Raw genomic sequence first — 23,813 nt, 5'->3', positions numbered from 1 at the left:
TCGCTACCGTAATGACATTGAATTTCGCTACCAGAGGTGGACGCATCCTTAATTCGTGTCTCTGACACCCAAGGCGTCCGGACGAACCTTTCAGTAGCATCTACAAACAGACTGAGGGCGCGCTGCTTTGCCCTGATCCAGTTAATCTCGCCAGATGAGGACACTCAACAATAAGTTCGTCACCGGGCCCGGAGTTTTTCGTCTACGTGCTGCAACGCATCACGGGCCCACATAGCCACTGTACTGCGCGGCTCGGAGACCACATTGGTATTGGGGATGTGCATCCAGGGGAGATTAACGAGCGTTCGAAGTTCAGAACTCTCGAGTTCAACGTCGGCGATGCCGGGCACATCGCGGAAGTCCGCTGTCTTTTTGACGCTGCACATAAGGCGACTGTATTCCTCAATGCTCATCAGGACATGCGCTGCCGCTATCAGTGATGGACACTCGGCGTTTGTTGGCGGCCCCGTGGCACAGTCGACGTCCTGATTGAGGTCACGGCTGGAAAAAGTAGTGATTGCGCTGCATTTCTATGCGATCAATCTGCGTAGGCATAGTACTGGCGGTCAGCTATTCCACAATCCAGCCTATCGAAAGTGCCGCAAGACCCTCCCGACGCAAGCTCGTCATGTCGCCTCCACCAGCTTGTATATGCGCCAGTTTGGCTTCCGGGCCGCCATCGGCATCGACCGAACGGAGAACTCCCCTCCCCTGCTTTGGCAGCAGGTAAATGAGCAGAGTAGCACTCTTCTCGCCGAAGGGCGCTGTTACCTTAACTGAAGCGCAATGGAGATGGTCAGGGATGACGACACCGTTCATCTCTTTACTGTTTGGCATTGCTTTCCGGCCGAAACGTTCGACGAAGCTGTCTGGCTGCATTTCTGCTTTCGATCAAGCATTGGCATGGTTGAAGACATGCCGGCTTTCAAGGGCGCCATCGCCAAAACTGAGCGCGAGAATGGGCGAGGAAATTTGGTCAGAGCCCACTCCCGCTGGCCGCCGGGGCGGAAATACCCGGTTCCCTCGCCGCCACGACCCCCGCCGTCAAATCCGCAAACCGGTCATGCAGCTGGATCGCTGGCCAACCCGAACATGCCATGCTCTCCAGCGAGTGGATTTGGGAGGGTTCTTCTTCGTAGATTTGCGGACTGGCCTGATTCGCAGACATCGGCCCGCTTCACTATGGCGGAACCAAAGTTCTCCGCTGAGAACTCGCAGTCGTTCCGACAGCCGCGAACGTTTGCATGAGCCCACAGAGTTCTCAGCTGAGAACTTCCATAGCGGGCACTATTAACCGATCTTATTATTCGCGTGTAAAAATGCCGTATTCTGCGTCGCATTGATAATCTCTCGACCCGCCATTAACGAGCACTCCTGCCGGTGATGCTTGATTATCCCGGCCCACCGTTTCAGAACCGAAAGTTCTCAGCTGAGAACTTTCATGGTGAGTGTGTTCAGATCAGATACCTTGCGCGTGAAACGCCACCGTTCTGCGTCGCGTTTCTGTTCCATTATCGAGGACTCATGCACGGCTTTAGCAGATGGTTGTACGCTTTTCGTTAGGAACGTAACATGTTTATCCTGGCTGAAGCGGGCCCATGGTAGTCGGTACAGGCATGCCGGATTAGAGCTTCCCACAGGAACGAACAGGGCAGGGGGCAGGGCCATTGCAATACTGCATAATTCGCGTATGGAACGTTGACGATCTTCCACAGACGTGACATCGTTGACAGATCAACAAGTCCAGTATAGCTGGCAACAAAGACCGCATTAGCCTCCAATGAATTTTCCGACAGAGTCCACGCAATGGAAATTAAGGCGCTGTTGATTTCCGTTTGAGCGAGTAACTAACGATTTATCAACGCATTACGCAGTCGATCCTTCTCTATATCCACGTTCATTATAACGGTGGAAATCGCTAGCGGAAAAACCTGCTTGGGAAGACCAGTCGATGTACAAATGCCCAGGGAGCCGAACACGTAGCGTGGTGCTGCGTACGCGCTTGCAATCAAAAGATCAACAAGCCATGCTACCCGCGCAATGCCACGATCGCTGACAATGGTTATTCCTACGCGCCATTCGGATGCCGAATTTCTAAACTCCAAACCTTTTCAGCCGCAAGCGACGTGCGCCTTCCAGGCGATTGCTTCGGGCAATGCTCTGAACTGGCGTTTCCGGCAAGCCGCTTTCGCCGGGTCAGATCGCATTCCGCGCGCGTATCAGCGAGTGCGGTGAACAATGGCAGCAGGCAAAGGCAATCAATAAAACGCGCGGCATGACCTGGCCACAGTATTGGAGCGCCTGCAACACCCGCCTGAAGGCCGAATAATCCTGCACATGCCCGAATGAACTAACGACTTCCTAAACGCCCGGGTTGGATTCTTTCAAGCCGGGCGTTTCCTTGTCACCGTCACCTACAGATCGCGGGCTGACATTTTACACTCAACCATGTAAACCCGTCTCGCGTCGCCATGAGGAATGCTGGCATGAACGGAACAAAGCGGACAGTTTATTTCGTGCTTGGCTGGGTGATGGTGGCACTCGGCTTTGTCGGCGTAATGCTACCAATCATGCCAACGACGATCTTCCTCATCCTCGCTGCCTGGTGCTTTGGTCGCTCGTCGCCCCGCTTTGAAAAATGGTTGCTGGAGCATCCGGTTTTCGGCCCAACGCTGGCGCAATGGCGCAGACATGGCGCGGTGCCAAGGCGCGTAAAATGGATTGCCTGCAGCGGTATGGCGTTCGGCTACGGGACATTTTTCTACATCGCCCGGCCAACGCCATTGCTCAGCGTGGTTGTTGCGCTGTTTTTCATTGCTTGTGCTGCTTACGTCCTGACCCGTCCGAGCCTGATGACCTAGGCACTTTGCTCTAGGACAGCCCGTAGTCTTTTGGCTTCGCACCCAAACTTGCGACCGCTTCTGCCAACTGAACCCGCAATAAAACCCGCGTGGATTCTTCGTAGGAGCGCATGCTCTCCGTGATCGCCTCCTTCCAGGCGTTTCCCCTGTCCCATGCTTCCATATATGCATCGGCCAATGCGTCGCCTTGCCGGGACCCCAGCATTGCTTCCATCAATGTTCTGGATTGCAACCGATCCTTCCGGCTCTTGCCCGTGCCATCCGCATCAATTCTGCGCCGTGATCCCACTATGAGTTTGTGAATGGCGTATCTCTCTGGAGTGGGGACAAGGACCGGAATACCTGCCGCGTGGAGCATGACTGCGCGGACCGGCTGATGAATCAAGAAGTCCAGAAATCTTAGCGGTTGAGCCGAAGCACCGCCGAGGGCTGGCATCGGTGCCGGGCGATTGCCGTTGTCCACTGATCCGAGGTTTGGTGTGAGAAACTCTACTGCGTATCCGGAGCGATTTGTGAACTTCGTCGATTTGCGGCTGTCGGCTTGATGCGGCACCTCCCGGAATGTTGGATCGACTTTGCGCAACAGGTCCAACACCGGGGGCAGGGCGTCTCCAACGGCAACTGAAATAGAATGGAACTGCGCAAAGTCGGCATCTGCTGTCTGCAGGGCGATATTCGGCAGACGCACTCCAAGGAGCGCTGGATAGCATTGAAAAGCGACAGTCCCGACGAGGACCCCGCGCAGGCGAAAGAAGCCGGCTGTCGCCAATGTCTGCACAATTTCGCCGACAAGTGCTTCCGGGCGAGGGAGATATGCCTCGCGTACGAGTGTGGACACGATCTTGCGCCGGGCACGCGCATCTGATTTCAGGTCTTTGAAATTCTCGACCCTTCGCGTGATGTCCTCGTCGTCGACGGGACCGACATATCGACGGTTTTTTCCGCCGCCCTCTTTTGCCGTGTCGAAATACCAATATCGCCTGCCACGGCTTTCCATGGTTATGAAACGGCCGTCTATGGGAAAATCACTCGTGAACGAAGCGTCGAGCGTGCGCTGGGCAAGCTCGGAATAAAGAACCTGGTAGGTGGTATCGATGCGCTGCATGTCGTTATTACCAATGATGCGGAAGTGGTAATAACACAGGTCGGAGCCAAAATCTATTACCACTTTCACAGAAATGGTAATAGCAAAGGCCCTAAATTCTCTTCTCCGTCGCCTTGTCGAATACATGCAGGGCACTTGCATCAATGCCGAAGCGTTGAGACGCCCCAACCGTCACCTTCGATTTCGGCGGCAAGCTCGCCGTCAGGCGCTGGCTCCCGATCGTCGATGTAACAACCAACTCCGGTCCGGTCAGTTCAACGACCTCAACCTTCGCCTCAATGTTAAAGCCGCTGTCGTCTGTTGGCGCCAATGACAAATTTTCCGGACGAATACCCACAATAACACTGCGCGCTCCCACCGCGCGCTTCCGCAGCTCCGGGGGGAGGGGGACGCCGTCGAGCGATCCGTCTATTCGGGCGACACCATCGATGACCGTCGCATTCAGCATGTTCATTGGCGGCGAGCCAACGAAACTCGCCACGTAGCGGGTTGCGGGACGATTATAGATTTCGTCTGGCGCAGCAAGCTGTTCAATATGGCCATCGCGCATAACAGCAATGCGAGTGGCCAATGTCATCGCTTCTATTTGATCATGCGTCACATAGACGATCGTGGTGCCGAGTATCTGGTGCAGGCGTTTCAGTTCCGTGCGTGTCTCCATGCGCAGTTTTGCATCGAGATTGGAAAGGGGCTCGTCAAAAAGAAAGATCTGCGGATCGCGAACAAGCGCCCGGCCGATCGCGACGCGCTGGCGCTGGCCACCGGAAAGCTCGGATGGTTTGCGCGTCAGGAGATTTTCGATTTGCAGCATTCTGGCGGTTTTCTGGACCGCTTCCGTTCGTTTCGCTGCCGGAACATTGCGCATTTCAAGGCCGAAGCCGATGTTTCGCGCCACGGACATGTTCGGATAAAGCGCATAGGATTGGAACACCATGGCGATATCACGGTCTTTCGGATGGACACCGGTCACTGAACGGTCGCCGATACGAACGTCACCTTCGGTTGCCTCGGCGAGACCGGCGATGATGTTGAGGAGCGTGGACTTGCCGCAGCCGGAGGGACCGAGCAAGACGAGGAATTCGCCACTGGAAAGCGACAGATCGATGCCCTTCAGCGTTTCCACGGTGCCATAACGCTTGCGAACATTGATAAGCTCAAGCGCACTCATAGAGCTTCCTCCGGTGGTGTTTGCGTATCCTCGCCATCGTAGCGGCGCGGAATTGTGGAGATGGCTTTGGACGCAACGCGAACACCAGCTGCAAGGCTTGTCCCGAGCGTTTGGTCGTTTGCCAGCGCGGCGAGGAAGGCGGCGTTGAACACGTCACCGGCACCGATCGTATCGGCAACCTGTACCAGGGGAGCATTTACCGACACAAGACTGTCATCGGAGCCGACTGCCAACGCCCCATCGGGACCCCGCTTAACGACAACGATGGCATCCCTCGGCATCAATGCCTTGAGCCTGTGCGCGGCTTCGGCAGGCTCGGCGCTGTTGGCGAGGCGCGTCGTCTCGACCTCATTAAACAGGGCGATGTGGCAGCGTGCCAGCCACCCGCGTGCTTTGATGCGGTTGGTCTCGGTCCAGCCGTCGATCGGCCAGCCGGTATCAAGCGCGATGCGGATATCATTGGCATCGGCCCAATCGAACAACTTATCATATTGCACAACCAGAGCATCGGTCAGGAACGAGCCGCAAAGGATGGCGGTGCCGCCCTTTAGCCGCTCGGTGTCGAGCGACGTGATGACGTCGAGCCAGGACAACGCCGCGATGTGACCGCGCGTCGTAAAGAAAGTACGCTCGCCATTCGGATGGGTAATGCCGACCGAGAGTGTCGTGCCCATGGGTGCGACCGGCCAGCGCGCCGAATGCTTGCCGAAACCCTGCCGTAGCCATTCGCCGAACTGGTCATTGCCAAGGTTGGCGGCGATCTGGAAATCGAACCCAAGGCCGTCCCAGGTCAGCGCGGCATTGCCGGCCGAACCGCCGACGCGCAATTCGTCGTAGTCCACCATGATCTCGGTTCCGGGCGTCGGCCATGGATCGGCCGGGCCGAGGATCAAATCGACATTGACGTTTCCGATGACGGCGAGTGGCTGCATCGCTCTCACTCGTCCCGCGTGATCTTGGTCGAGCGCACAGGCGTGCCGAGATCGGCAACGCGCGCGCCGGCAAAACCGAGCATGAAGTGCTGGGCGGCGGGCAGGAGCGCAAAAACGGCCGCTATGCCACTCGCTACACCAACATCGATCGTAGCGGTACCTTTGAGCGGCGCTTCCCCGGATGCATCGAACACCACAACCGACGATCCCGCTTCCAGAGCCGAGGCCGCTATCCGGGCGACCAATTCCGACGTTGCATCCTTGGCGCGGAACAGGACAACACCGACCTTGGGTCCGAGCATTTCCATCGGTCCGTGACGCAATTGTCCACCTTCGAGCGAGAAGCACGGGATGCGTGAAAGTTCGGTGAGGCCGAGCGCAATCGCCTCCGCGACACCCTGCATGAGGCGACCGGAGGTTACGACAGCCGATACGACCGACAATGCGGCGACTGCAGCATCGACATTCGGCTTGCTCTCCGAATGCAAGATAGTGAGCGCTTCAGCCGGATCCTCGCCAAGCGCACTGAGAACGGCGAGATGCAGGGCAAAACTGACAGTAAGACTGCGCGTTGCCGCGAAGGCATTTTCGGTTCCGCCGGCACCGACCAGTGAAGGGACAGTGCGGGCAAGGGTGGACCCGCCTTCGAGCGTCAGGCCAAAGGTATCGGCCCGCACGCCAACCTCCGCAAACCAGCGCAGGATTTCGGCGCTTTCACCCGACTGCGAAGTCACAAGAATTGTTTTGCCGACTAATGATATCGGTTGACCGAGTTGTTCCGACAGCGGCAGTGCCACGGCATCGATACCAAGGCTGCGATACAGCGGTTCGACCGCACGGCCAACCGCGTGCGAACCACCCATGCCGAGCAGCAGCAGACGCCCGGTCATACGCAGGGATTGGGCAATGGTCACGGCAAGTGAAGTAGCCGCCTCGAACGAGGAAATCGCATCGGCATTCTGCCGCGCCATTTCTTTCTCGATGGCGATAAGACCGATAGGTTTGTTCATTTGCGAAGACATGCTCATCCTTTGACGCCGCCGCTTGTCAGGCCCGCGATCAGGGCGCGCTGCATGAAGAGACCGACGAGTAGCGGGGGTAGGGCGGCAAGCACACCCGCTGTGGCAATCAGTCCGTAATCCGAGACGCGTCCGCCAGCGAGATCGGCGATCGCCACGGTCAAGGTTTTGGCCCGCTGGTCCGAAGTGAACAACAGGGCATAGAAGAATTCGTCCCAGGCAAGCAGGAACGCGAACAGTGCGGCAGTCGCCATGACGGGTGCGGCGAGCGGCAGCGTAATGAGCCGCAGGATCTGGTCGAGGCGCGCACCGTCCAACGTCGCGGCGCTTTCAATCTCGCGCGGGATCGAATCGAAGCCCGATTTTATCAGCCATGTGGTGAACGGCGCGAGGATTGTAAGATAGACCAAGGCCAGACCAAAAACATTGTTGAGGAGGCCTGCCCAGGCAAGCGTCATGTAGAGCGGTACCGCCAGCGCAACCGGTGGCAGCATGTAAGTGGCGATAACTGCGTAGAGCGACCAGCCAACCGAAGGTGTGCGCGATACGGCCCAAGCGGAGGGGACGGCTACGATTAGCGCCACCACAGTCGCCATGCCGGCAACCTTGATGCTGTTGAACAGCGAGGCGACGAAGGCTTCGCCGGCGCTGTTCGCCACCGAAGAAAGCAGGACACCGTAGCGAGACAGGTCGACCGTATCGGGCCACCAGTGCAAGGGCTTGGCGATAAGATCCGGCGTTGAGGAAATGCTCATGACGAAGAGCCACACGACAGGCGCGAGGATCACGACGAGAAGAACCAGCGCTGCCAAATGTACCAAAATCGTTGCGGTGAGGCTGCGGCGTTCCATTATGACGCTCCCGCGCTTTTGCGGATCAAGGCGGCATAAGCTACGGCCAGTACCGTCACCAGCAGGGTGACAATCAGCGCAAGGGACGCCCCGGAACCTGCTCGCTGGAAGGAAAACGCCTCCTGGTAGACGAGGATCGACAATGTGCGTGTGCTGTTGGCCGGACCGCCGCGCGTCATGACCCAGATGATGTCGAAGACCTTGAATGCCTCGATAGTGCGCAGGACCAGCGCCACCATCAAGGGCCCGGCGAGATAGGGCATGATGACGAATCGGAAGCGCGACCAGGCACCGGCACCGTCGACCATGGACGCAGCGGTGATATCGCGAGGAACCGCCTGCAAGGCGGCCAATGCAATCAGCGCGACGAGCGGGAAATTCTTCCAGCAATCGGCAATGATCAACGAGGCCAATGCCGTGCCGGGTTCACCCAGCCAGGAGCGATAGCCCTCGATCATGCCGAACTGCATCAGCATTGCGTTCAGTGCGCCATATTCCGGGTTGTAGATCAGCCGCCACAGTGTGGCATTGACCACCGTCGGCAGGGCCCACGGCAGGATCATGAGGGCGCGCAAGACGGAGCGTCCGTAGAATTGTTGATTAAGAAGTAGCGCAGCCAGAACACCGATGACCATCTCTAGCGCCACAGACAACACGGCAAACCAGAAGGTGGTGACGAGCGTTCGCTGGAAGTTGGTCCCGGACAAGATCTTCACATAGTTGTCGAAACCGACAAAGCTGCCTTCAGTGCCCACAAGCCTGGCATCGGTGAACGACAGGCGCACAGTATCGACGAGTGGCCATCCGATGATCGCGATCATGACGATCAGAAGCGGCAGCATCAAGAACCATGCGCGTGTCGTAAGCCAGTTACTCGTCATGAAAAGGTGCTCGCTACGATCAATTCCACAATATCAATCATTGAGAAAAATACAGGCGGAAGACGAGGCCGACCGCCTGCATGTTTGCATCACAGGCCGCTGTTTTCAGCAGCTGTCTTTAGAGCATCCTCGGGCTTGGCTTGCCCAAGCAGCGACTCCTGCACAGCCTGTTGCAATGCTGTCGACAACTCCTGATATTTCGGGGTGGTCGGGCGCGGATACATGGCTGCAAGTCCAACCTTGGCGGCGGCAATCAGTTCCTCCTGCCCCTTGGACACCGCCGGGTCGTCATAGGAAGTTGCCCATATTGGCAGGCTGAGCTTGGCATATTCATTCTGCGTTGCCTGCGAAGTCATGAAGGTGATGTATTTCCAGGCTTCATCCGGATGCTTGCTGGTAGATGTAACGCCAAGTCCCATCGAGCCGTTCACAGCAGAAACCGTGCTCTTGCCATCGACACCCGGAGCGGGGACGACACCCACCTTGCCAGCAACCTTGCTGTCTTTCGGGTCATTGGCCATGTTGTACATGTAGGTCCAGTTCAGGGCGAAGGCAGCTTCGCCATTCTGGAAGATTCGGCGAACGTCTTCCTCCAGGAATTCCTTGGAATTCGGATTTGTCAGGCCAGATTTGTAGCTGTCGACCATGTAGTTCAACGCATCGAGACCGCCGCCGGTCTGGAAAACCGGCTTGCCGTCTTTGATGAAACTGCCACCATAGGCGCTTACCAGGGTCGTGTAATCGCAAATTGCCGCTTCGGCCTGCGACCAGCTCCAGGCGATCGGCGTTGCGAGCAAACCCTTGTCCTTGATGGTCTTGGCCTGTTCGGCAAGTTCGGCCCACGTCTTCGGCGGGGCCTTGATGCCGGCCTTCTCCAGGATTTCCTTGTTGTAGAACAAATACTTCGTATCGAGGATCCACGGCATGCCATAGCGTTTGCCATCATATTCGACCGTGGTCCAAGCGCCGGGAAGTACACCGGACGTCATCTCGGGTGTAATCTTGTCGGTTACATCCACAAGGACCTTGTTGGTTGCATATTCGGCTGGCCAGATCACGTCAAAGAGGACGACGTCATACCCGCCGCCCGACCCTTGAGCAAGTACCGTCTTGTCGTGCAGGCCTTCATATGGAACGAACTCCAGATTGACGGTCACGTCGGGATTGGCCTTGGTGAAGGCATCCGTCATCGCACGAACATCCGCCTCGCTGTAGGCAGCCTGCGCCATGAACAGCGCATTGATCCTGGTTTCGGCGTGGGCGGGCGAAGCGAGCGCCGCTCCGAGAAGTGTGGCGCAGAGAAGCGCTGTCTGCATGGATTTCAACATTGTTACCTCCTATTTCGCCTTGGCAGTTTGCGGTGCTGACCATCATGGGCAGAGACCGGTTTGTCGTTTCAGTCCGAGAGCTTCAACAAGGACCGGCCCGTGACGCAATCACGCTCAGCCAGCACTCACGTTCCCCTAAAGACTCTTGTGGTCTCTTATTAAATCAATTCACTTGACTTATTTGTTGATGAATATTCTTCTGGAGTCAAGAGGGGTCGTAGATGGACAGAAGAAGATCGATACGGGCCAAAAGTGGAACCAATCTGGGCGGCGCAAGCGCACACAACCGCCGCATCATGATCGATGCGCTGCGCGTCAATGGTGCGCTATCTCGCGCCGACCTTGCTCGCGCAACCGGCCTCACGCCTCAAGCGGTCTCGAACATCATCGAAGAACTCGCGCTGGACGGACTGGTCCGCTCCCAGGCAAGCGTCCGAAGGGGGCGGGGGCAGCCAGCCACGCCCTATCAGTTGGTGGCGGAAGGCGCCTTTGCAATCGGTCTGCAGATTGACCGGCACGTAACGCGCACGGTCATCGTCAATCTGGTCGGCGACGTGCTGATTCAGATGGAGGCGAAACTGCCACCCGGAGGACCAACGCAAGGCGTTGTGGTTATTCTCGACCTGATCAGGAAGGCGCGCAAAGCGCTGGCGGCACAGGCACCAGAGGCAGAAAAGCGGCTTGTCGGTCTCGGAGTTGCCATGCCGGGACCATTTGGCATCAATACGCTCTACGACGACCCCTGGATGATGACGGCGTGGCAGAACTTCCCGCTCATAGACAGGATCGCCGAAGGAACGGGGCTCGAAGTTGCGTTGCAGAACGACGCGGCGGCCGCAGCGACTGCCGAACGCTTGCTTGGCGCAGCACATGGGCTCGACCACGCAATCTGCATCTACTTCGGCTACGGACTCGGGACGGGCTTGATCCTCAACGGCGAACTCTATGGCGGCGCGCATTCCAATGCCGGCGAGATCGGTATGATTCTCGCTCTTGTGCCGGGTGACGGTCTCGACGTCGAACCCCTGGAGCATTACGCCTCCATGGCGGCACTATGCAAATTACTTAATCTCGATCCATCTGAGCCCGAGCTCTTCGGGCAGGTCACAGACGCCCTGATGCACGGTGGTCCGAAACTGGACGAATGGATCGGCAATGTCGCCCAGCGGCTGCGACGGACGGTACAGGCGCTGGAATCGATATTTGATCCACAAACGATCATCCTGTGCGGCGGAGCCCCACGCACTTTGATAGACCGGCTGGTTGCGGAGATACAACCGTTGCTCCCGTCAATCGCCGACCGGGCAAGCCGATACCCGGAAGCAAGGCTTCAGGCGGGTCTGGCCGACCCCTGGTCAGTTGCTTTGGGCGCCGCGGCGGAACCGATCGCGCGGACCTTCGATCCGCGCTTTTCGGCAATCCTGAAGACCGCCTAGGCTGCTCGCTTAATGGCATCACCAAGCATGGAAACCAACATGTCGATCTGATCCTTTTCCACGATCAACGGCGGCGAAAGAGCGATAGTATCGCCGGTAACACGGACCAGCAGGCCCCTTTTGAAGCAATCGACGAAGATATCGTATCCGCGGGCGCCCACAGCATCAGGACGTGAAGACAGCTCGATACCCGCAACGAGGCCGATCGTGCGAATATCTATAATGTTGGCAAGACCCTTCAGGCTGTGCATCGCATCCTGCCAGTGATCTGCAAGCTCGCCAGCACGGGTCAGCAGCCCTTCTTCCTCATAGATCTCCAATGTCGCCAGACCAGCAGCGCAAGCGGCAGGGTGACCCGAGTAGGTGTAGCCATGGAAGAGCTCTATCTGACTCTCCGGTCCGTTCATCAACGCGTCGTAGATGGTTTCACTGGCGAAGACAGCGCCCATCGGCAACGCACCGTTGGTGAGCCCCTTTGCCGTTGTCACAAGATCCGGGACGACGCCAAAGTAATCGACGGCAAACGGCGTTCCGAGGCGGCCGAAACCGGTAATGACCTCGTCAAAAATCAACAGGATGCCATGCTTCTTGCTGATGGTACGGAGACGTTCGAGATAACCTTTTGGCGGCAGGAGTACGCCCGTCGAACCGGCAACCGGTTCAACAATCACCGCAGCGATCGTTTCGGCTCCGTGTAGCGCAACCAGACGTTCGAGATCATCGGCCAGATCAGCGCCATACTCTGGCAGCCCTTTGACGAACGAATTGCGCACTGGATCGTGCGTATGACGCAGATGATCGACGCCGGGAAGAAGCGGGAAGGCACGGCGGTTGTTGACAAGGCCGCCAACCGAGATGCCGCCAAAGCCGACGCCATGGTAACCCCTCTCACGGCCGATGACACGCGTGCGGGTGCCCTGGCCGATGGAACGCTGATAGGCGATGGCGATCTTCAAAGCGGTATCGACCGACTCGGATCCGGAGCCGGTGAAGAACACCTTCGTCAGTCCGGACTGCTTGCCACCAGGCGCTCGCGCCGCCAGTTTCTCGGCAAAGTCGAAAACCATCGGATGCCCCATCTGAAACGATGGCGCATAATCCATGGTCATCAGCTGCCGCGCCACTGCGTCAGCGATCTTCTCGCGGCCATGACCGGCATTGACGCACCAGAGACCGGCGGTGCCGTCGAGCACCTGGCCACCATCGACATCGGTGTAATACATGCCCTTGGCAGCAGCGAGCAGGCGCGGGGCGGTCTTGAACTGCCGGTTGGCGGTAAACGGCATCCAGTAATTTTCGAGCGATGGGGTGTTGGACATCAGCATGGGAAGCTCCTCTTTTCAATCAAACAGCCATGCTTTGCATTGACCAACAAGTCCTTTTCTGCATACATTCAAGCTATTGATATTATTGATATCCAAACGGAAAGTTGCCGTATATGAAACACATGAAACATGTGGAGCGCGCGTCTTGAGCATCGACCTTGGCGGACGCCTGCGCTTTCTACGCGAGCGCCACGGATTGTCCCAGCGTGAACTTGCCAAGCGCGCGGGTGTGACAAACTCCACAATTTCACTGATTGAGTCTAATCAGACAAACCCTTCGGTTGGGGCATTGAAACGCATTCTCGATGGCATTCCCATCGGGCTTGCGGAGTTCTTCGCACTGGAACCCGATAGACGGCAGAAGGTTTTCTATGAGGCGCGCGAACTGGTCGAGATCGGCAAGGGCAATATCTCTTACCGACAGATCGGTGAGAACCTGTTCGGCCGGGCGCTGCAAATCCTGAAGGAACGCTACGAACCCGGCGGGGATACTGGCAAGATCCCTCTGGTCCATGAGGGGGAGGAGGGCGGCGTTGTGATCAGCGGCCGGATCGAGGTGACTGTCGACGATGAACGGCGCATTCTCGGGCCGGGCGATGCCTATTATTTCGAGAGCCGGCGACCGCATCGCTTTCGGTGTATCGGCCCGAACCCGTGTGAGGTGGTCAGCGCCTGCACGCCGCCGACATTCTGAATGTACTATCGCAGTGACGAGAACCAGGAGATCAGCTCAGCACTATTGCGCAAGCCGTAGGCGCGCATCAGGCGGGCTCGATGCGCTTCGATGGTTCGCTTCGACAGGCCTATCTCCTCTGCGATCTGTGCATTGGTCTTTCCCTGAGAGACCAGCGTCAGCACCTGTTTCTGCCGGTCGGAAATGAGACTGGCATTGACAGCGACCACACGGTTCATCGGCTCGAAACAATAGAGCGCTTCGGCAAACGGATCTGCCTGATTGCGGCTTCGACCGCGCACGCGGCACCAGAAACCTGAACCGTCACGGCGGCGCATGACACGTTCGTCATAATATACCTTGCCACCGGCGAAATTCGTTCGCCACATTTCGCCGGTGCGAACGAAGTCCCGTATCTTCGGATAAAGTCGGCTGAAACTCTGATCGATCAATTCTTCGCGCTCGTATCCGAACTCTTCCGCGAATTCTGAATTGCAATCGCGTATGATACGATGCGTGGCATAGACCATGGGCACCGGCAGATCGCTCAATTGGAAGCGTTTTACGCTTCCAGAACTTTCGATGTCGGGCTTAGAAAACTCCGGTGCTTTCATGCAGTATTAATACGACTACCTGTGCGCCTCTGACAAGCCATACCGTTGAACGCAGAGGATGGAGAAATGGGAGGTTTTCCTTGAGAAAAGTTCATTCAAAGGTAAGTGCGGCGCTGGACGGCCTGCTGTTCGATGGCATGACCATCATGGCTGGCGGTTTCGGTCTCTGCGGCATTCCCGAGGCGCTGATCTACGCAATCCGCGATTCCGGCGTAAAAGACCTGACCGTGATTTCCAACAATGCGGGTGTCGATGGCATCGGCCTTGGTGTCCTGCTTGAGACACGTCAAATCCGCAAGATGGTTTCGTCCTATGTCGGCGAGAACAAGCTGTTCGCCCAGCAATATCTCTCCGGCGAGCTCGAATTGGAGTTCAACCCGCAGGGCACGCTGGCAGAGCGCATCCGTGCGGGTGGAGCAGGCGTCCCGGCCTTCTACACCAAGACGGGTGTCGGAACGATCATTGCTGATGGCAAAGATGTTCGCGAGTTCGATGGCGAATCCTACGTAATGGAGCGCGGCCTGTTCGCCGATCTTTCCATCGTTCATGCCTTCAAGGGCGATACTGAAGGCAATCTTGTGTACCGCAAGACAGCACGCAACTTTAACCCGATCATGGCAACAGCTGCCAGGATCACAGTGGCTGAAGTCGAGCATCTGGTGGATGCAGGCAATATCGATCCCGATCAGGTCCATACACCGGGCATTTTCGTCAAGCGGATCGTACACGTTCCCAATCCAACCAAACATATCGAACAGCGGACCACTCGTCCGCGCATCATCGCTGCAAGTGAGGTGAACTGAGATGGCCTGGACACGTGATCAGATGGCCGAACGGGCCGCGCAGGAGCTGCAGGACGGTTTCTATGTCAATCTCGGCATTGGAATTCCGACATTGGTTGCCAACTATATTCCCACCGGCATGAGCGTGCAGCTGCAGAGCGAAAATGGCATGCTAGGCATGGGACCTTTCCCTTACGAGGGCGAGGAAGACGCCGATCTCATCAATGCCGGCAAGCAGACCATTACCGAGCTTCCAACGACAAGCTATTTCTCCGGCGCCGACAGTTTTGGGATGATCCGCGGCGGCCATATCGACTTGTCGATCCTGGGCGCGATGCAGGTGGCGCGCAACGGCGACCTTGCCAACTGGATGGTGCCAGGCAAGATGGTCAAGGGCATGGGCGGTGCGATGGACCTGGTTGCCGGCGTAAAGAAGGTTGTCGTTGTCATGGAACACGAGGCCAAGGGCGAAGCAAAGCTCCTGGAGCAATGCACGTTACCATTGACCGGGCAGCGGGTCACCGATCTGGTAATCACTGACCTCGGTGTCTTTGCAATCGAGCGCCGCGGCGATCCGAAGATGACGCTGATCGAGATCGCGCCAGGCGTCACGGTCGATGAAATCAAGGCAAAAACGCTGGCGGCTTTCGATATCGCGGTCCAGTAGCTGGAATAAACATCGGAACTGGCGACATCAGCGCGTCGCCGGTCCCCTATCGCGTCTTTTTGATGACACAGACCGGACTCTCGCCCGGGTAACGAGGATCGGAGTCCACACAAGCAGCATCATAGCGGAAACTGCCATAATAAACCCGCGCGCAGCCGGAAAGTATCGAAGCAAATGTTACAATTACCAGAAAAAAGGTGGTAAAATAATTCCTGGAGTGATGTTTCATTTTTTTGGCTTCGCTCCTATATATAGCCTGTTACCAGTGACACAGTAGCGTAACAATCCACTGATATTCTTCAGTAATTGGTCGCGTTAACAATCCGCAACGTCGACACTCTAATGAAATCTGGCACCACAATATGGCAGGTGCATAACGGGTTTTCCGTTCACGTTTTTTGTGAAGCGTCATAAAAGGCTTGATCGTGCGCGATGGACGTATAAGTTCGGCCTTCCGATTTGTTAACCAAACCTTTCACGTTAGGAGCAAAGCGATGAACAACAGCGACTATTCATTGCCAGAAGCAATTTCCACGGCGCTAGCCAATGGTACAAATATTGTAAGGGCATTTCGCGAACAATTCGGATATTCCGTCGAGGATCTGGCCGTTGCATGTGGTCTGACCAGCCTTGAAATCGAAACAATCGAAAGCGGTCAGAATTCAGATCCTGGCAAACTGGAACGTATTGCTCATGCGCTCGGTCTTCCGAGCAATGCAATGACAATTGAAGAGTCGAAGCGCCTAAGCGCCTGAAATCAATAAATTAATAAATCGGTATTCAAAAAGCTGCCAGTGCGAAATCCCAGCGCTGGCAGCTTTTTGTTTGTCCGGAGTTTCTCATTGCAGGCACAACAGCCTCCGTGTCAGCGGATGATCAGGTTCCATCAGCCCCTCAATAATGTTCGCATGATGCTTGCCGAGTTCCTTGACCGCATCGATACGACAATCAAAACCCGACCAGATATTTGCAAGCAGAGAGTTCTGCCGCACGAATTCCGGTCGCTCGGCGGCGCCAACCCAGGCTGTCACCTCGACGCCTTCCTGTGGCTCCAGAAGAGCAGGGCTCTCCAGTCGCGCTTCGACTGCATCGAGCTGCAGTGTTTTATTCATCTCGGTTCTCATCAGCGGTCGCAGATCGACAAGAGGGGAGATCGGCACAGTCTTGCGGATGCGCTGCCGGACAGCTTGCGCCAAAGGCGATGTCGACGTCACCATGCGAGCGACCAGATGTCCGCCCGCAGAATGTCCCGTTAGATGGACGGGACCCGCTATTTCGCTTGCCGCTCGAGTGATCGCCAGGCCAACCTGGACCGTGATATCGCTGACGCGCACTTCCGGGCAAAGCGCATAGGATGGCACGGCAACTGCGTAACGATGGGCGAGCGCACCCTTCGCCAGATGCGACCAGGCAGATTTGTCGAAATCTTCCATCCAATAGCCACCGTGGACAAAGACAACGAGACCGTTCAATTCTTCCAGGGGCATGAACAGATCGAGCCGGTTGCGTCTATGCGGGCCGTAACTCAGATCCGGTTTCAGAAGACCTTTGTCGTTCATCTCCTCGCGGAATTGCGCAGCGAGCGCGAGCCACCTGGCCGGATATTCATGACCGCCCGGAATGTAGGCAAAATTCGAGTAGGCGTCGTCCCAGTCCGTAGCGTCAGCATTGTTCATGACTCTCTCCCCGTGCAGCCGCTCCAATCTACTCCCTGACTTTTTCCCGTATTTGAACCCCGCCACCGGATTTGCGCAGATTTGGCAGGGCAAGCATCAGCAGCACGAACGCCCCTGTTGCAAATTTCAAATCAGCGGGGGCGAGGCCAAGCGTAAGACAGAACGAGATCAGCTGGTAATAGACCAGCGAGCCAACAACTGGGGCAAGGACCTGCCGCAGAATTGTCTGGCGACCAGTGATGGCCTCGCCGATGATCAGTGCAGCAAGGCCATTGATCAGGATACCAAACCCCATGTTGACGTCAGCGAAGCCCTGCGTTTGCACCATGATACTGCCGCCGGTCGCCGACAGTGCGCTGGCGGCGCCAACGCCGATAATCGTGGCTGTGCCGACATTGATCCCCTGCGCTTCCGCCATATCCGGGCTTGCACCGACAGCCCGCATGGACGTGCCTTTTTCCGACATGAAGAAATAGAGCATCCCGGCCACGACCAGGGCGATAAGCAGCCCGACGATCAGAATCTTGACGGAAGGAAAATTGGCGGAGGCTCCGGCCAGGATAGTGAACACTGCGTCATAGGTGAACAGAGGAATATTGGTGCGGCCCATAATGCGCAGATTGATGCTGTATAGCATCGTCATGACGAGAATGCCTGCGAGCAGAGTATTGATCTTGAAACGCAGGTGGATGAAGGCCGTAGTGCATCCGGCTGCAAAGCCGCAAACCAATGCAACAGCACAAGCCAGGAAGGGATTAATTCCAGCGGTGATCAGCGTACCGCACACGCATCCTCCGAGCGGAAATGCCCCTTCCGATGTCAGATCGGGAAAGTTCAGGATGCGAAATGGCAACATGACGCCAAGAACGACGAAGGAGACGATCAGGCTCTGTGCAATTGTGACCGGGATCAGACCGTAGAAACTGCTGAAAACGTCCATGATCAACTCCCCTGCAGTGCTATGGCATCAGATTTGGTATGGAAGCGGTCAATCAGGTCGGACACGGTGATCCCCCGTTTTTCCTCCTGACCGATTTCGACCAGAACCTTGCCTGCATCCATCATGACGATTTTGTTGCCGTATTTGATTGCGTGCTCCATGTTGTGGGTGACCATCAGCGTTGTCAGCTGCAGTTCTTCCACAGCCCGGACGGTTGTATCCATGACAAGCTTTGCCGTTCGGGGATCAAGGGCTGCCGTATGCTCGTCGAGCAGCATGAGCTTTGGCTGCGTCGATACGGCCATGACGAGTGACAGCGACTGGCGCTGGCCGCCGGAGAGGAGTCCAACCGCCATATCCAGCCGCTTTTCAAGGCCGAGGTTGAGTTCGGCAAGCTGGTCGCTGTATCTGGCGCGGCGTGCGGCGGTGAGGCCATAGGAAAAACCGCGTCGTTTGCCGCGCAGTTCCGCCAGTAGCATGTTTTCGCCGATGGTCATCGTCGGCGCCGTGCCGATCATCGGATCCTGGAACACCCGGGCAATGAACTGCGCGCGACGATGGGCGTTGAGTTTTGTGACATCCTGGCCATCGATGGAGATGCGGCCGGAATCCAGCGGCAGCTTGCCGGACACCGCATTGAGAAAACTCGACTTGCCCGCACCATTGCTACCGATAACGATGCAGAAATCTGCCGGCTTCAGTGCGATATCAAGACCGTCAAGCGCCCGGCGCTCATCCTGCGTGCCGCGATAGAAAATCTTGGTGCCGCCAGTTACGGCTAGCATATCTGTCGTCATGTATAAGCCTCGTAAACCAGAGCAATGAGCCCCGTAACAAAAGTTCCTGCGCCTTCGCTGGCGCAGGAACTATATGCTTGTAGACAAAAGTAGAAGGCTTATTTGACGAAACACTCGCAATCTTTGAGGCTATCGGGGACTTTCTGACCAGTTTTCGCCAGAACAGCCTCGTTGATCAGTGCCGTGTGATCCTCGTAAGTCGGCTTGATCGGGGCAAGGCTTGCCGGAGACTTGCCTGCAATGATCTCGGAAGCGAGCTTGGCAGCATTCTGGCCGACCTTCGTGTAGGAAACCTCGAAAGCAGCGGCGACGAGACCATCACGGACGGCCTGGGCGGAGGCATTGACAATCGGGATATTGACGTTGAAGGCCGCGGCAGCAACAGCAGGAACAGCTGGCTGAACCAGATTCGAACCCGGCACATAGATCACATCCGCCTTGCCGGCGAGCGAGCTGACACGGATCGGAATATCATTTGTGTTATCGATACCGACCTCCACCAGCTCCATTCCTTCGGCGGCAGTAGCCTCCTTGATCAGCTTCAGCACTGCAACGTCATTGTCTTCGCCGGGATTATAGAGATAGGCGAGCCGTTTTGCGTCCGGCAGCAGCTTCCTGATGAATTTTACCACCGAGCCGACGTCCTGCAGGTCGGACGCGCCGGTCATGCCGGTATCGCCGGCTTCCCAGGAAGGTGTCAGTTTGGCCGCAACCGGGTCGGTCACAGCCGCAAATACAACCGGCGTGCCGGAGTTGCCAACGATCTGCCGGGCGCCCTGAGCGACCGGTGTCGTCACAGCAAGGATAAGCTTCGGACTCCCGGAAACGAGCTTGGTGACCATCTGCGGGATAAGCGTCGCGTCAAAATTGACCTGCAGCTCGTCGTAGACGGCATCAGCGACGCCAAGCTTTGCAAGCTCCGCCTTGAAAGCAGCGACTGTTTCGTCCAGCTGCGGGTGCTTGCCAAATTGAGCAACGCCGATCTTCGTTTCAGCAAAGGCTGTTCCGAGGCCGAGGCCTATTCCAAGTGCCGCGGCGAGCGCTGTGCGCACCATATGCTTTGCGCCGATCATCGATATTTCTCCCTTTTTTGATTGTCCCGCCTCCAGAGGCTTGAAAATAATATAACAAGCGTGAAATGATATACAATACTAAATGCCACAAGGCCGAAGGGGAAACGATGGCCGAGAGCGTAAAATCTGAAAGCCTTTATGCGGCGCTGCGATCCCGCATTCTCAACGGAGGGTTGCGACCGGGCCAATCGCTGCGCTTGCGCGCGCTCGCCCAGGAGCTTGGCAGCAGTGCAACTCCTGTGCGGGAAGCCTTAAACCGCCTGCACGCTGAAAACTTTGTTACAACCGAAGCCAACAAGGGCTTTCGGGTCGCGACCGTAACACTTGAAGAGCTTGAAGATCTTGAATCGGCGCGCTCGGCTATAGAAACCCAACTTCTCGTGCGCTCCATTGAAAAGGGTGACGGTAATTGGGAAGTCAATCTGGTCGGTGCGCATTATCGCTTGTCCAAGTGTCAGGTACCCAACTCATTTTCCCAGTCGGAAGCGATAGACCTTTGGGACGCCGCGCACACGGAGTTTCACTTTGCGTTGATCGCTGGCGCTTCCTCGATCTGGCTGATGAATTTCGCGCAGCAGATCAATGCGCAGTTGCAGCGCTATCGCCGCCACATCATCCTGCGTATCGATCACCTAAATCGCGCCGCTGAACAAAAGGGCGGCCACGTACTCGGCGTGTTGTCAAGGGAGGCGTTGGGGATCGATGCACATACCGCACTCATGCAAGCGGCGCTCGATCGCGACAAGATAAAGGCGGAAGCCCTGATGGTGGATCATGTGCGCCTTGCGAAGGAGGCTTTTCTGAAGCTCGCCAAGGCCGGCGGCATATCGGGATTCGACGCGGCTGCCTGATCTGAAAAGAGGAAACAAATGCACAGCACCATAACCAAGATCGACGCCGAGCAAGCGGACTTCACCGATCCATTGCGCAGTTACCGCGACAGGTTCGACCTGCCTGATGGCGTGCTCTACCTTGACGGGAATTCCCTTGGTGCCTTGCCGAAAACGGTCCGGCAGCGGGTGGCGAAGACAATCAGCGAGGAGTGGGGTGAACAACTGATACGCAGCTGGAACACTGCCGACTGGGTGCATCTTCCCCAGCGGGTCGGTCGGAAGATCGCCAACTTGATTGGCGCAGGAGATGGGTCTGTTGTTACCGCAGACAGTACCTCAATCAATCTGTTCAAGGTCCTGTCCGCCGCGCTCGATCTCAATCCGGGCCGCAGCAAGATCATTTCCGAACGGGATAACTTCCCAACCGATCTTTACATTGCGCAGGGCGTTGCAAAGCAGATCGGCAAGGGCCATCGCCTGGTCCTGTCTGACGCGCCGTCAGATATTCCGGACATGCTGGATGAAGATGCGGCGGTACTGATGCTAACCCATGTCAATTATCGAAACGGCTACCGCCACGACATGGCAGCGCTCACCAAGATGGCGCATGACAAGGGCATCCTGGTCATCTGGGATCTGTGCCATACGGCCGGTGCCATGCCCGTCGACCTCACGGGCGCAGGCGCCGATTTCGCCATTGGCTGCGGTTACAAATACCTGAACGGCGGCCCGGGTGCACCGGCGTTTCTTTATGTTAATCCGCGCCATATGGGTGGGTTCCGCCAGCCACTTTCGGGCTGGTTCGGGCACCGCGCTCCGTTCGACTTTGACCCGTCCTACGCACCGTCAAGCAACATCGAGCAGTACCTCTGCGGAACTCCTCCAGTGCTCGCCATGGTGGCCATGGATGAGGCGATGTCGCTTTGGGACGATGTCGACATGACGGCGGTGCGGGCAAAATCTGTAACCCTGTGCGATCTATTCATTCAGGAAGTCGACAGCTTTGCCGATGAATTCGGATTGAAGCTGGTGACACCCCGCGATGCGGACCGGCGCGGCAGTCAGGTGTCCTATTCCTGCGATAATGGCTACGCCATCATGCAAGCCTTGATTGCCCGCGGCGTCGTCGGTGATTTCCGTGCACCGGACATTATTCGCTTCGGCATGACGCCGCTCTACCTGAAATTTGCAGAGGTGAAACAGGCGGCGGCGATACTCAGGGATATCCTTGAGACGCGCGCCTGGGACGCACCCGAATTTCAAGTGAGGGGAGCCGTCACATGACACGTACACCCTATGATCCGGAAGCTGAAGGCGCGCAGATGTCGTTCGACGATCATATGTCCTATGGGGATTATCTGCATCTGGACAAGATTCTGACCGCACAATCTCCCCTTTCGGCTGCTCATGACGAGATGCTTTTCATCGTACAGCATCAGGCATCGGAAATCTGGATGCGGCTGGTCATCCACGAGCTCACATCGGTCTGCGATCACATTGCAAGGGATGATCTGGCCCCGTCCTTCAAAATGCTGGCGCGCGTTTCGCGCATCCTCGACCAGTTGAATTCAGCATGGGATGTCTTGAGGACAATGACGCCAAGCGAATACACAACATTTCGCGAAGCGCTCGGCATGTCGTCGGGTTTCCAGTCATTCCAATATCGAGCGATCGAATTTCTTGCCGGCAACAAGAATGCGGCAATGATGCGCCCACACGAACACAGGCCGGCTATTCACGCATGGCTCAAGGAAATCCTGCAGGCGCCCAGCATTTACGACCAGTCGATCCGGCTTTTGGTCCGCAAGGGTTTTGCCATCGACAAATCCGTAACCGACCGCAACTGCGCGCTGCCCTATCACGCCAATGACAGCGTACGTGATGCATGGTTGACAATCTACCGCAATCCAGAAGCACACTGGCCTCTTTACGAACTGGCGGAAAAACTGGTGGACTTTGAAGACTATTTCCGCCGCTGGCGTTTCAACCATGTCACGACGGTGGAGCGCATTATCGGTTTCAAGACTGGTACCGGCGGAACATCAGGCGTCAATTATCTGCGCAAGATGCTTGACGTCGTACTGTTTCCTGAATTGTGGAACGTAAGGACGGATCTTTAAGCCGCTCGTTTGTCGATTGCAACGCAATCCATGGCAGATTTGGCATGGATGTGGTTACTGTGCGCAAAGCCATGCTTGGCGATGGCAGCGAGATCATCATCCGGTTTGATAGGACGGGACCACCAATTGTCGTTGAGTGTCCATCCTTGCGCCGTCGCACTTTCGACCTCGGAACTGTCTGGTCGCAGTACACAGGATTCGTGCACGATACGGGCGTTGGGCGAACGTTTGCTCATCATCGTCCTGCCGCGTGCCAGCGCACTTGCCTCGTCTTCGGCAATAACAAGCTGATGGAACAGATGACGTGTCTGTTTATACTTTGTCAGATAAGCGAACTTGACTTGATAGGCTGGCACACCATGCTCCCGTCATCAAAGACTCGGTCGTTAACCATTTATTAATATTGATGGCGAACCAGTCTTTTTCAAGGAGCAGATAGTTTTGCACAGATAAATTTGCGTTCAGTGGAGTACCTGGCGTTTCTCTAACAAGTTGTTATCACGACACAAATCAAGCTCGTTTCGCGCGCGAAATAAACGACTGTTCTCGCATGGCCAGGCGGCTAATTCCCGATATCCGATTTCGTTTCCTACAGCCCGTAGACGAGCTTGTCCTGGCGAGCCCTGAGTTCGACGATCTTCGAGCCTTGCGCGGGGGCGGCATTGGCGCTGGTGATCAGTTCGCCCTTCTTGATCGGGGCGGTGACGCTGCCGCCCTGCAAAAGGCCACAGG

At 56.6% G+C, this 23,813-nt stretch carries 26 protein-coding genes and 1 pseudogene; 9 read left to right on the top strand and 18 right to left on the bottom strand.

All coding sequences use genetic code 11. From position 1 onward, the window contains the following. Positions 1-179: 179 nt before the first annotated feature. The 3 genes from CU102_RS30125 to CU102_RS22300 form a co-directional block, all read right to left on the bottom strand. Positions 180-413 (bottom strand): hypothetical protein, encoded by a 234-nt coding sequence (locus CU102_RS30125; RefSeq protein WP_208113898.1) that lies wholly within the window; start codon positions 411-413, stop codon positions 180-182. Positions 414-570: 157 nt separating this feature from the next. Continuing rightward, positions 571-879, bottom strand: coding sequence for a hypothetical protein (locus tag CU102_RS22305; protein WP_106713302.1), 309 nt, complete (start codon positions 877-879; stop codon positions 571-573). A 97-nt stretch (positions 880-976) separates the two neighbouring features. Next, positions 977-1,168 (bottom strand): hypothetical protein, encoded by a 192-nt coding sequence (locus CU102_RS22300; protein ID WP_106713301.1) that lies wholly within the window; start codon positions 1,166-1,168, stop codon positions 977-979. 1,318 nt (positions 1,169-2,486) lie between these two features. Here CU102_RS22300 and CU102_RS22290 point away from each other — a divergent pair. Further along, positions 2,487-2,861, top strand: a complete 375-nt coding sequence (locus CU102_RS22290) for a YbaN family protein (RefSeq protein ID WP_106713348.1) — start codon at positions 2,487-2,489, stop codon at positions 2,859-2,861. 10 nt (positions 2,862-2,871) lie between these two features. On the opposite strand, the gene CU102_RS22285 is transcribed toward CU102_RS22290, so the two are convergent. The 7 genes from CU102_RS22285 to CU102_RS22255 form a co-directional block, all read right to left on the bottom strand. Beyond that, entirely contained in the window at positions 2,872-3,966 is a 1,095-nt protein-coding gene (locus CU102_RS22285; RefSeq protein WP_106713299.1) for a nucleotidyltransferase family protein, read from the bottom strand. Between the two features lie 91 nt (positions 3,967-4,057). Then, complete coding sequence (locus tag CU102_RS22280) at positions 4,058-5,134, bottom strand: ABC transporter ATP-binding protein (protein ID WP_106713298.1); 1,077 nt, start codon at positions 5,132-5,134, stop codon at positions 4,058-4,060. Further along, a complete protein-coding gene (locus CU102_RS22275) occupies positions 5,131-6,066 on the bottom strand; it encodes a carbohydrate kinase family protein (protein WP_106713297.1) in 936 nt (311 codons plus the stop codon). The genes CU102_RS22280 and CU102_RS22275 overlap by 4 nt, the downstream gene beginning before the upstream one ends. A gap of 5 nt (positions 6,067-6,071) precedes the next feature. Continuing rightward, complete coding sequence (locus tag CU102_RS22270) at positions 6,072-7,094, bottom strand: SIS domain-containing protein (RefSeq protein WP_106713296.1); 1,023 nt, start codon at positions 7,092-7,094, stop codon at positions 6,072-6,074. After that, a complete protein-coding gene (locus CU102_RS22265) occupies positions 7,091-7,936 on the bottom strand; it encodes a carbohydrate ABC transporter permease (protein WP_106713295.1) in 846 nt (281 codons plus the stop codon). Before CU102_RS22265 ends, CU102_RS22270 begins: the two co-directional genes overlap by 4 nt. After that, positions 7,936-8,817, bottom strand: a complete 882-nt coding sequence (locus CU102_RS22260; protein ID WP_106713294.1) for a carbohydrate ABC transporter permease — start codon at positions 8,815-8,817, stop codon at positions 7,936-7,938. The genes CU102_RS22265 and CU102_RS22260 overlap by 1 nt, the downstream gene beginning before the upstream one ends. 89 nt (positions 8,818-8,906) lie before the next feature. Next, entirely contained in the window at positions 8,907-10,145 is a 1,239-nt protein-coding gene (locus CU102_RS22255) for an extracellular solute-binding protein (protein ID WP_106713293.1), read from the bottom strand. A gap of 221 nt (positions 10,146-10,366) precedes the next feature. Between CU102_RS22255 and CU102_RS22250 the strand changes: the two genes are divergently transcribed. Beyond that, on the top strand, positions 10,367-11,581 hold the full coding sequence (locus CU102_RS22250; RefSeq protein ID WP_106713292.1) for an ROK family transcriptional regulator: 1,215 nt from the start codon (positions 10,367-10,369) through the stop codon (positions 11,579-11,581). Here CU102_RS22250 and aptA read toward each other — a convergent pair. Beyond that, the gene (gene aptA / locus CU102_RS22245; protein WP_106713291.1) at positions 11,578-12,906 is read right to left on the bottom strand and encodes an omega-aminotransferase AptA; all 1,329 of its coding nucleotides are present in this window, start codon (positions 12,904-12,906) and stop codon (positions 11,578-11,580) included. The two genes, CU102_RS22250 and aptA, sit on opposite strands and share 4 nt — an antisense overlap. Before the next feature lie 145 nt (positions 12,907-13,051). Here aptA and CU102_RS22240 point away from each other — a divergent pair, with 145 nt between their 5' ends. Further along, a complete protein-coding gene (locus CU102_RS22240) occupies positions 13,052-13,600 on the top strand; it encodes a cupin domain-containing protein (protein ID WP_106713347.1) in 549 nt (182 codons plus the stop codon). 5 nt (positions 13,601-13,605) lie between these two features. On the opposite strand, the gene CU102_RS22235 is transcribed toward CU102_RS22240, so the two are convergent. Continuing rightward, entirely contained in the window at positions 13,606-14,193 is a 588-nt protein-coding gene (locus tag CU102_RS22235) for a PAS and helix-turn-helix domain-containing protein (RefSeq protein WP_106713290.1), read from the bottom strand. Between the two features lie 80 nt (positions 14,194-14,273). Here CU102_RS22235 and CU102_RS22230 point away from each other — a divergent pair, with 80 nt between their 5' ends. The 3 genes from CU102_RS22230 (at position 14,274) to CU102_RS22220 (ending at position 16,397) form a co-directional block, all read left to right on the top strand. Beyond that, positions 14,274-14,996 (top strand): CoA transferase subunit A, encoded by a 723-nt coding sequence (locus CU102_RS22230; RefSeq protein WP_106713289.1) that lies wholly within the window; start codon positions 14,274-14,276, stop codon positions 14,994-14,996. Position 14,997: 1 nt separating this feature from the next. Then, positions 14,998-15,642, top strand: coding sequence for a 3-oxoacid CoA-transferase subunit B (locus CU102_RS22225; RefSeq protein ID WP_106713288.1), 645 nt, complete (start codon positions 14,998-15,000; stop codon positions 15,640-15,642). 494 nt (positions 15,643-16,136) lie between these two features. Beyond that, the gene (locus CU102_RS22220) at positions 16,137-16,397 is read left to right on the top strand and encodes a helix-turn-helix domain-containing protein (RefSeq protein ID WP_106713287.1); all 261 of its coding nucleotides are present in this window, start codon (positions 16,137-16,139) and stop codon (positions 16,395-16,397) included. Between the two features lie 84 nt (positions 16,398-16,481). On the opposite strand, the gene CU102_RS22215 is transcribed toward CU102_RS22220, so the two are convergent. The 4 genes from CU102_RS22215 to CU102_RS22200 form a co-directional block, all read right to left on the bottom strand. Beyond that, the gene (locus CU102_RS22215) at positions 16,482-17,318 is read right to left on the bottom strand and encodes an alpha/beta hydrolase (protein ID WP_106713286.1); all 837 of its coding nucleotides are present in this window, start codon (positions 17,316-17,318) and stop codon (positions 16,482-16,484) included. Positions 17,319-17,346: 28 nt separating this feature from the next. Next, the gene (locus CU102_RS22210; RefSeq protein ID WP_106713285.1) at positions 17,347-18,258 is read right to left on the bottom strand and encodes an ABC transporter permease; all 912 of its coding nucleotides are present in this window, start codon (positions 18,256-18,258) and stop codon (positions 17,347-17,349) included. Positions 18,259-18,260: 2 nt separating this feature from the next. Then, on the bottom strand, positions 18,261-19,043 hold the full coding sequence (locus CU102_RS22205) for an ABC transporter ATP-binding protein (protein WP_106713346.1): 783 nt from the start codon (positions 19,041-19,043) through the stop codon (positions 18,261-18,263). A gap of 110 nt (positions 19,044-19,153) precedes the next feature. Continuing rightward, on the bottom strand, positions 19,154-20,128 hold the full coding sequence (locus CU102_RS22200) for an ABC transporter substrate-binding protein (protein ID WP_106713284.1): 975 nt from the start codon (positions 20,126-20,128) through the stop codon (positions 19,154-19,156). A 107-nt stretch (positions 20,129-20,235) separates the two neighbouring features. Here CU102_RS22200 and CU102_RS22195 point away from each other — a divergent pair, with 107 nt between their 5' ends. From CU102_RS22195 to kynA, 3 genes are read left to right on the top strand one after another with little or no spacing between them, the layout of a single operon-like run. Next, entirely contained in the window at positions 20,236-20,979 is a 744-nt protein-coding gene (locus tag CU102_RS22195) for a GntR family transcriptional regulator (RefSeq protein ID WP_166648578.1), read from the top strand. 18 nt (positions 20,980-20,997) lie between these two features. Then, complete coding sequence (gene kynU, locus CU102_RS22190) at positions 20,998-22,245, top strand: kynureninase (protein WP_106713282.1); 1,248 nt, start codon at positions 20,998-21,000, stop codon at positions 22,243-22,245. Next, complete coding sequence (gene kynA, locus CU102_RS22185; RefSeq protein ID WP_106713281.1) at positions 22,242-23,081, top strand: tryptophan 2,3-dioxygenase; 840 nt, start codon at positions 22,242-22,244, stop codon at positions 23,079-23,081. The genes kynU and kynA overlap by 4 nt, the downstream gene beginning before the upstream one ends. Here kynA and CU102_RS22180 read toward each other — a convergent pair. Both CU102_RS22180 and CU102_RS22175 read right to left on the bottom strand, forming a co-directional pair. After that, a complete protein-coding gene (locus CU102_RS22180; RefSeq protein ID WP_106713280.1) occupies positions 23,078-23,437 on the bottom strand; it encodes a hypothetical protein in 360 nt (119 codons plus the stop codon). The two genes, kynA and CU102_RS22180, sit on opposite strands and share 4 nt — an antisense overlap. 233 nt (positions 23,438-23,670) lie before the next feature. Beyond that, positions 23,671-23,813: pseudogene (locus CU102_RS22175) on the bottom strand (homoserine dehydrogenase); the annotation flags it as partial.

Origin of the sequence: Phyllobacterium brassicacearum (assembly GCF_003010955.1) — a bacterium.
Lineage (GTDB): Bacteria > Pseudomonadota > Alphaproteobacteria > Rhizobiales > Rhizobiaceae > Phyllobacterium > Phyllobacterium brassicacearum.
The sequence above is the reverse complement of the archived record's forward strand: the minus strand, read 5'-3'. Positions and strand labels throughout refer to the sequence as shown.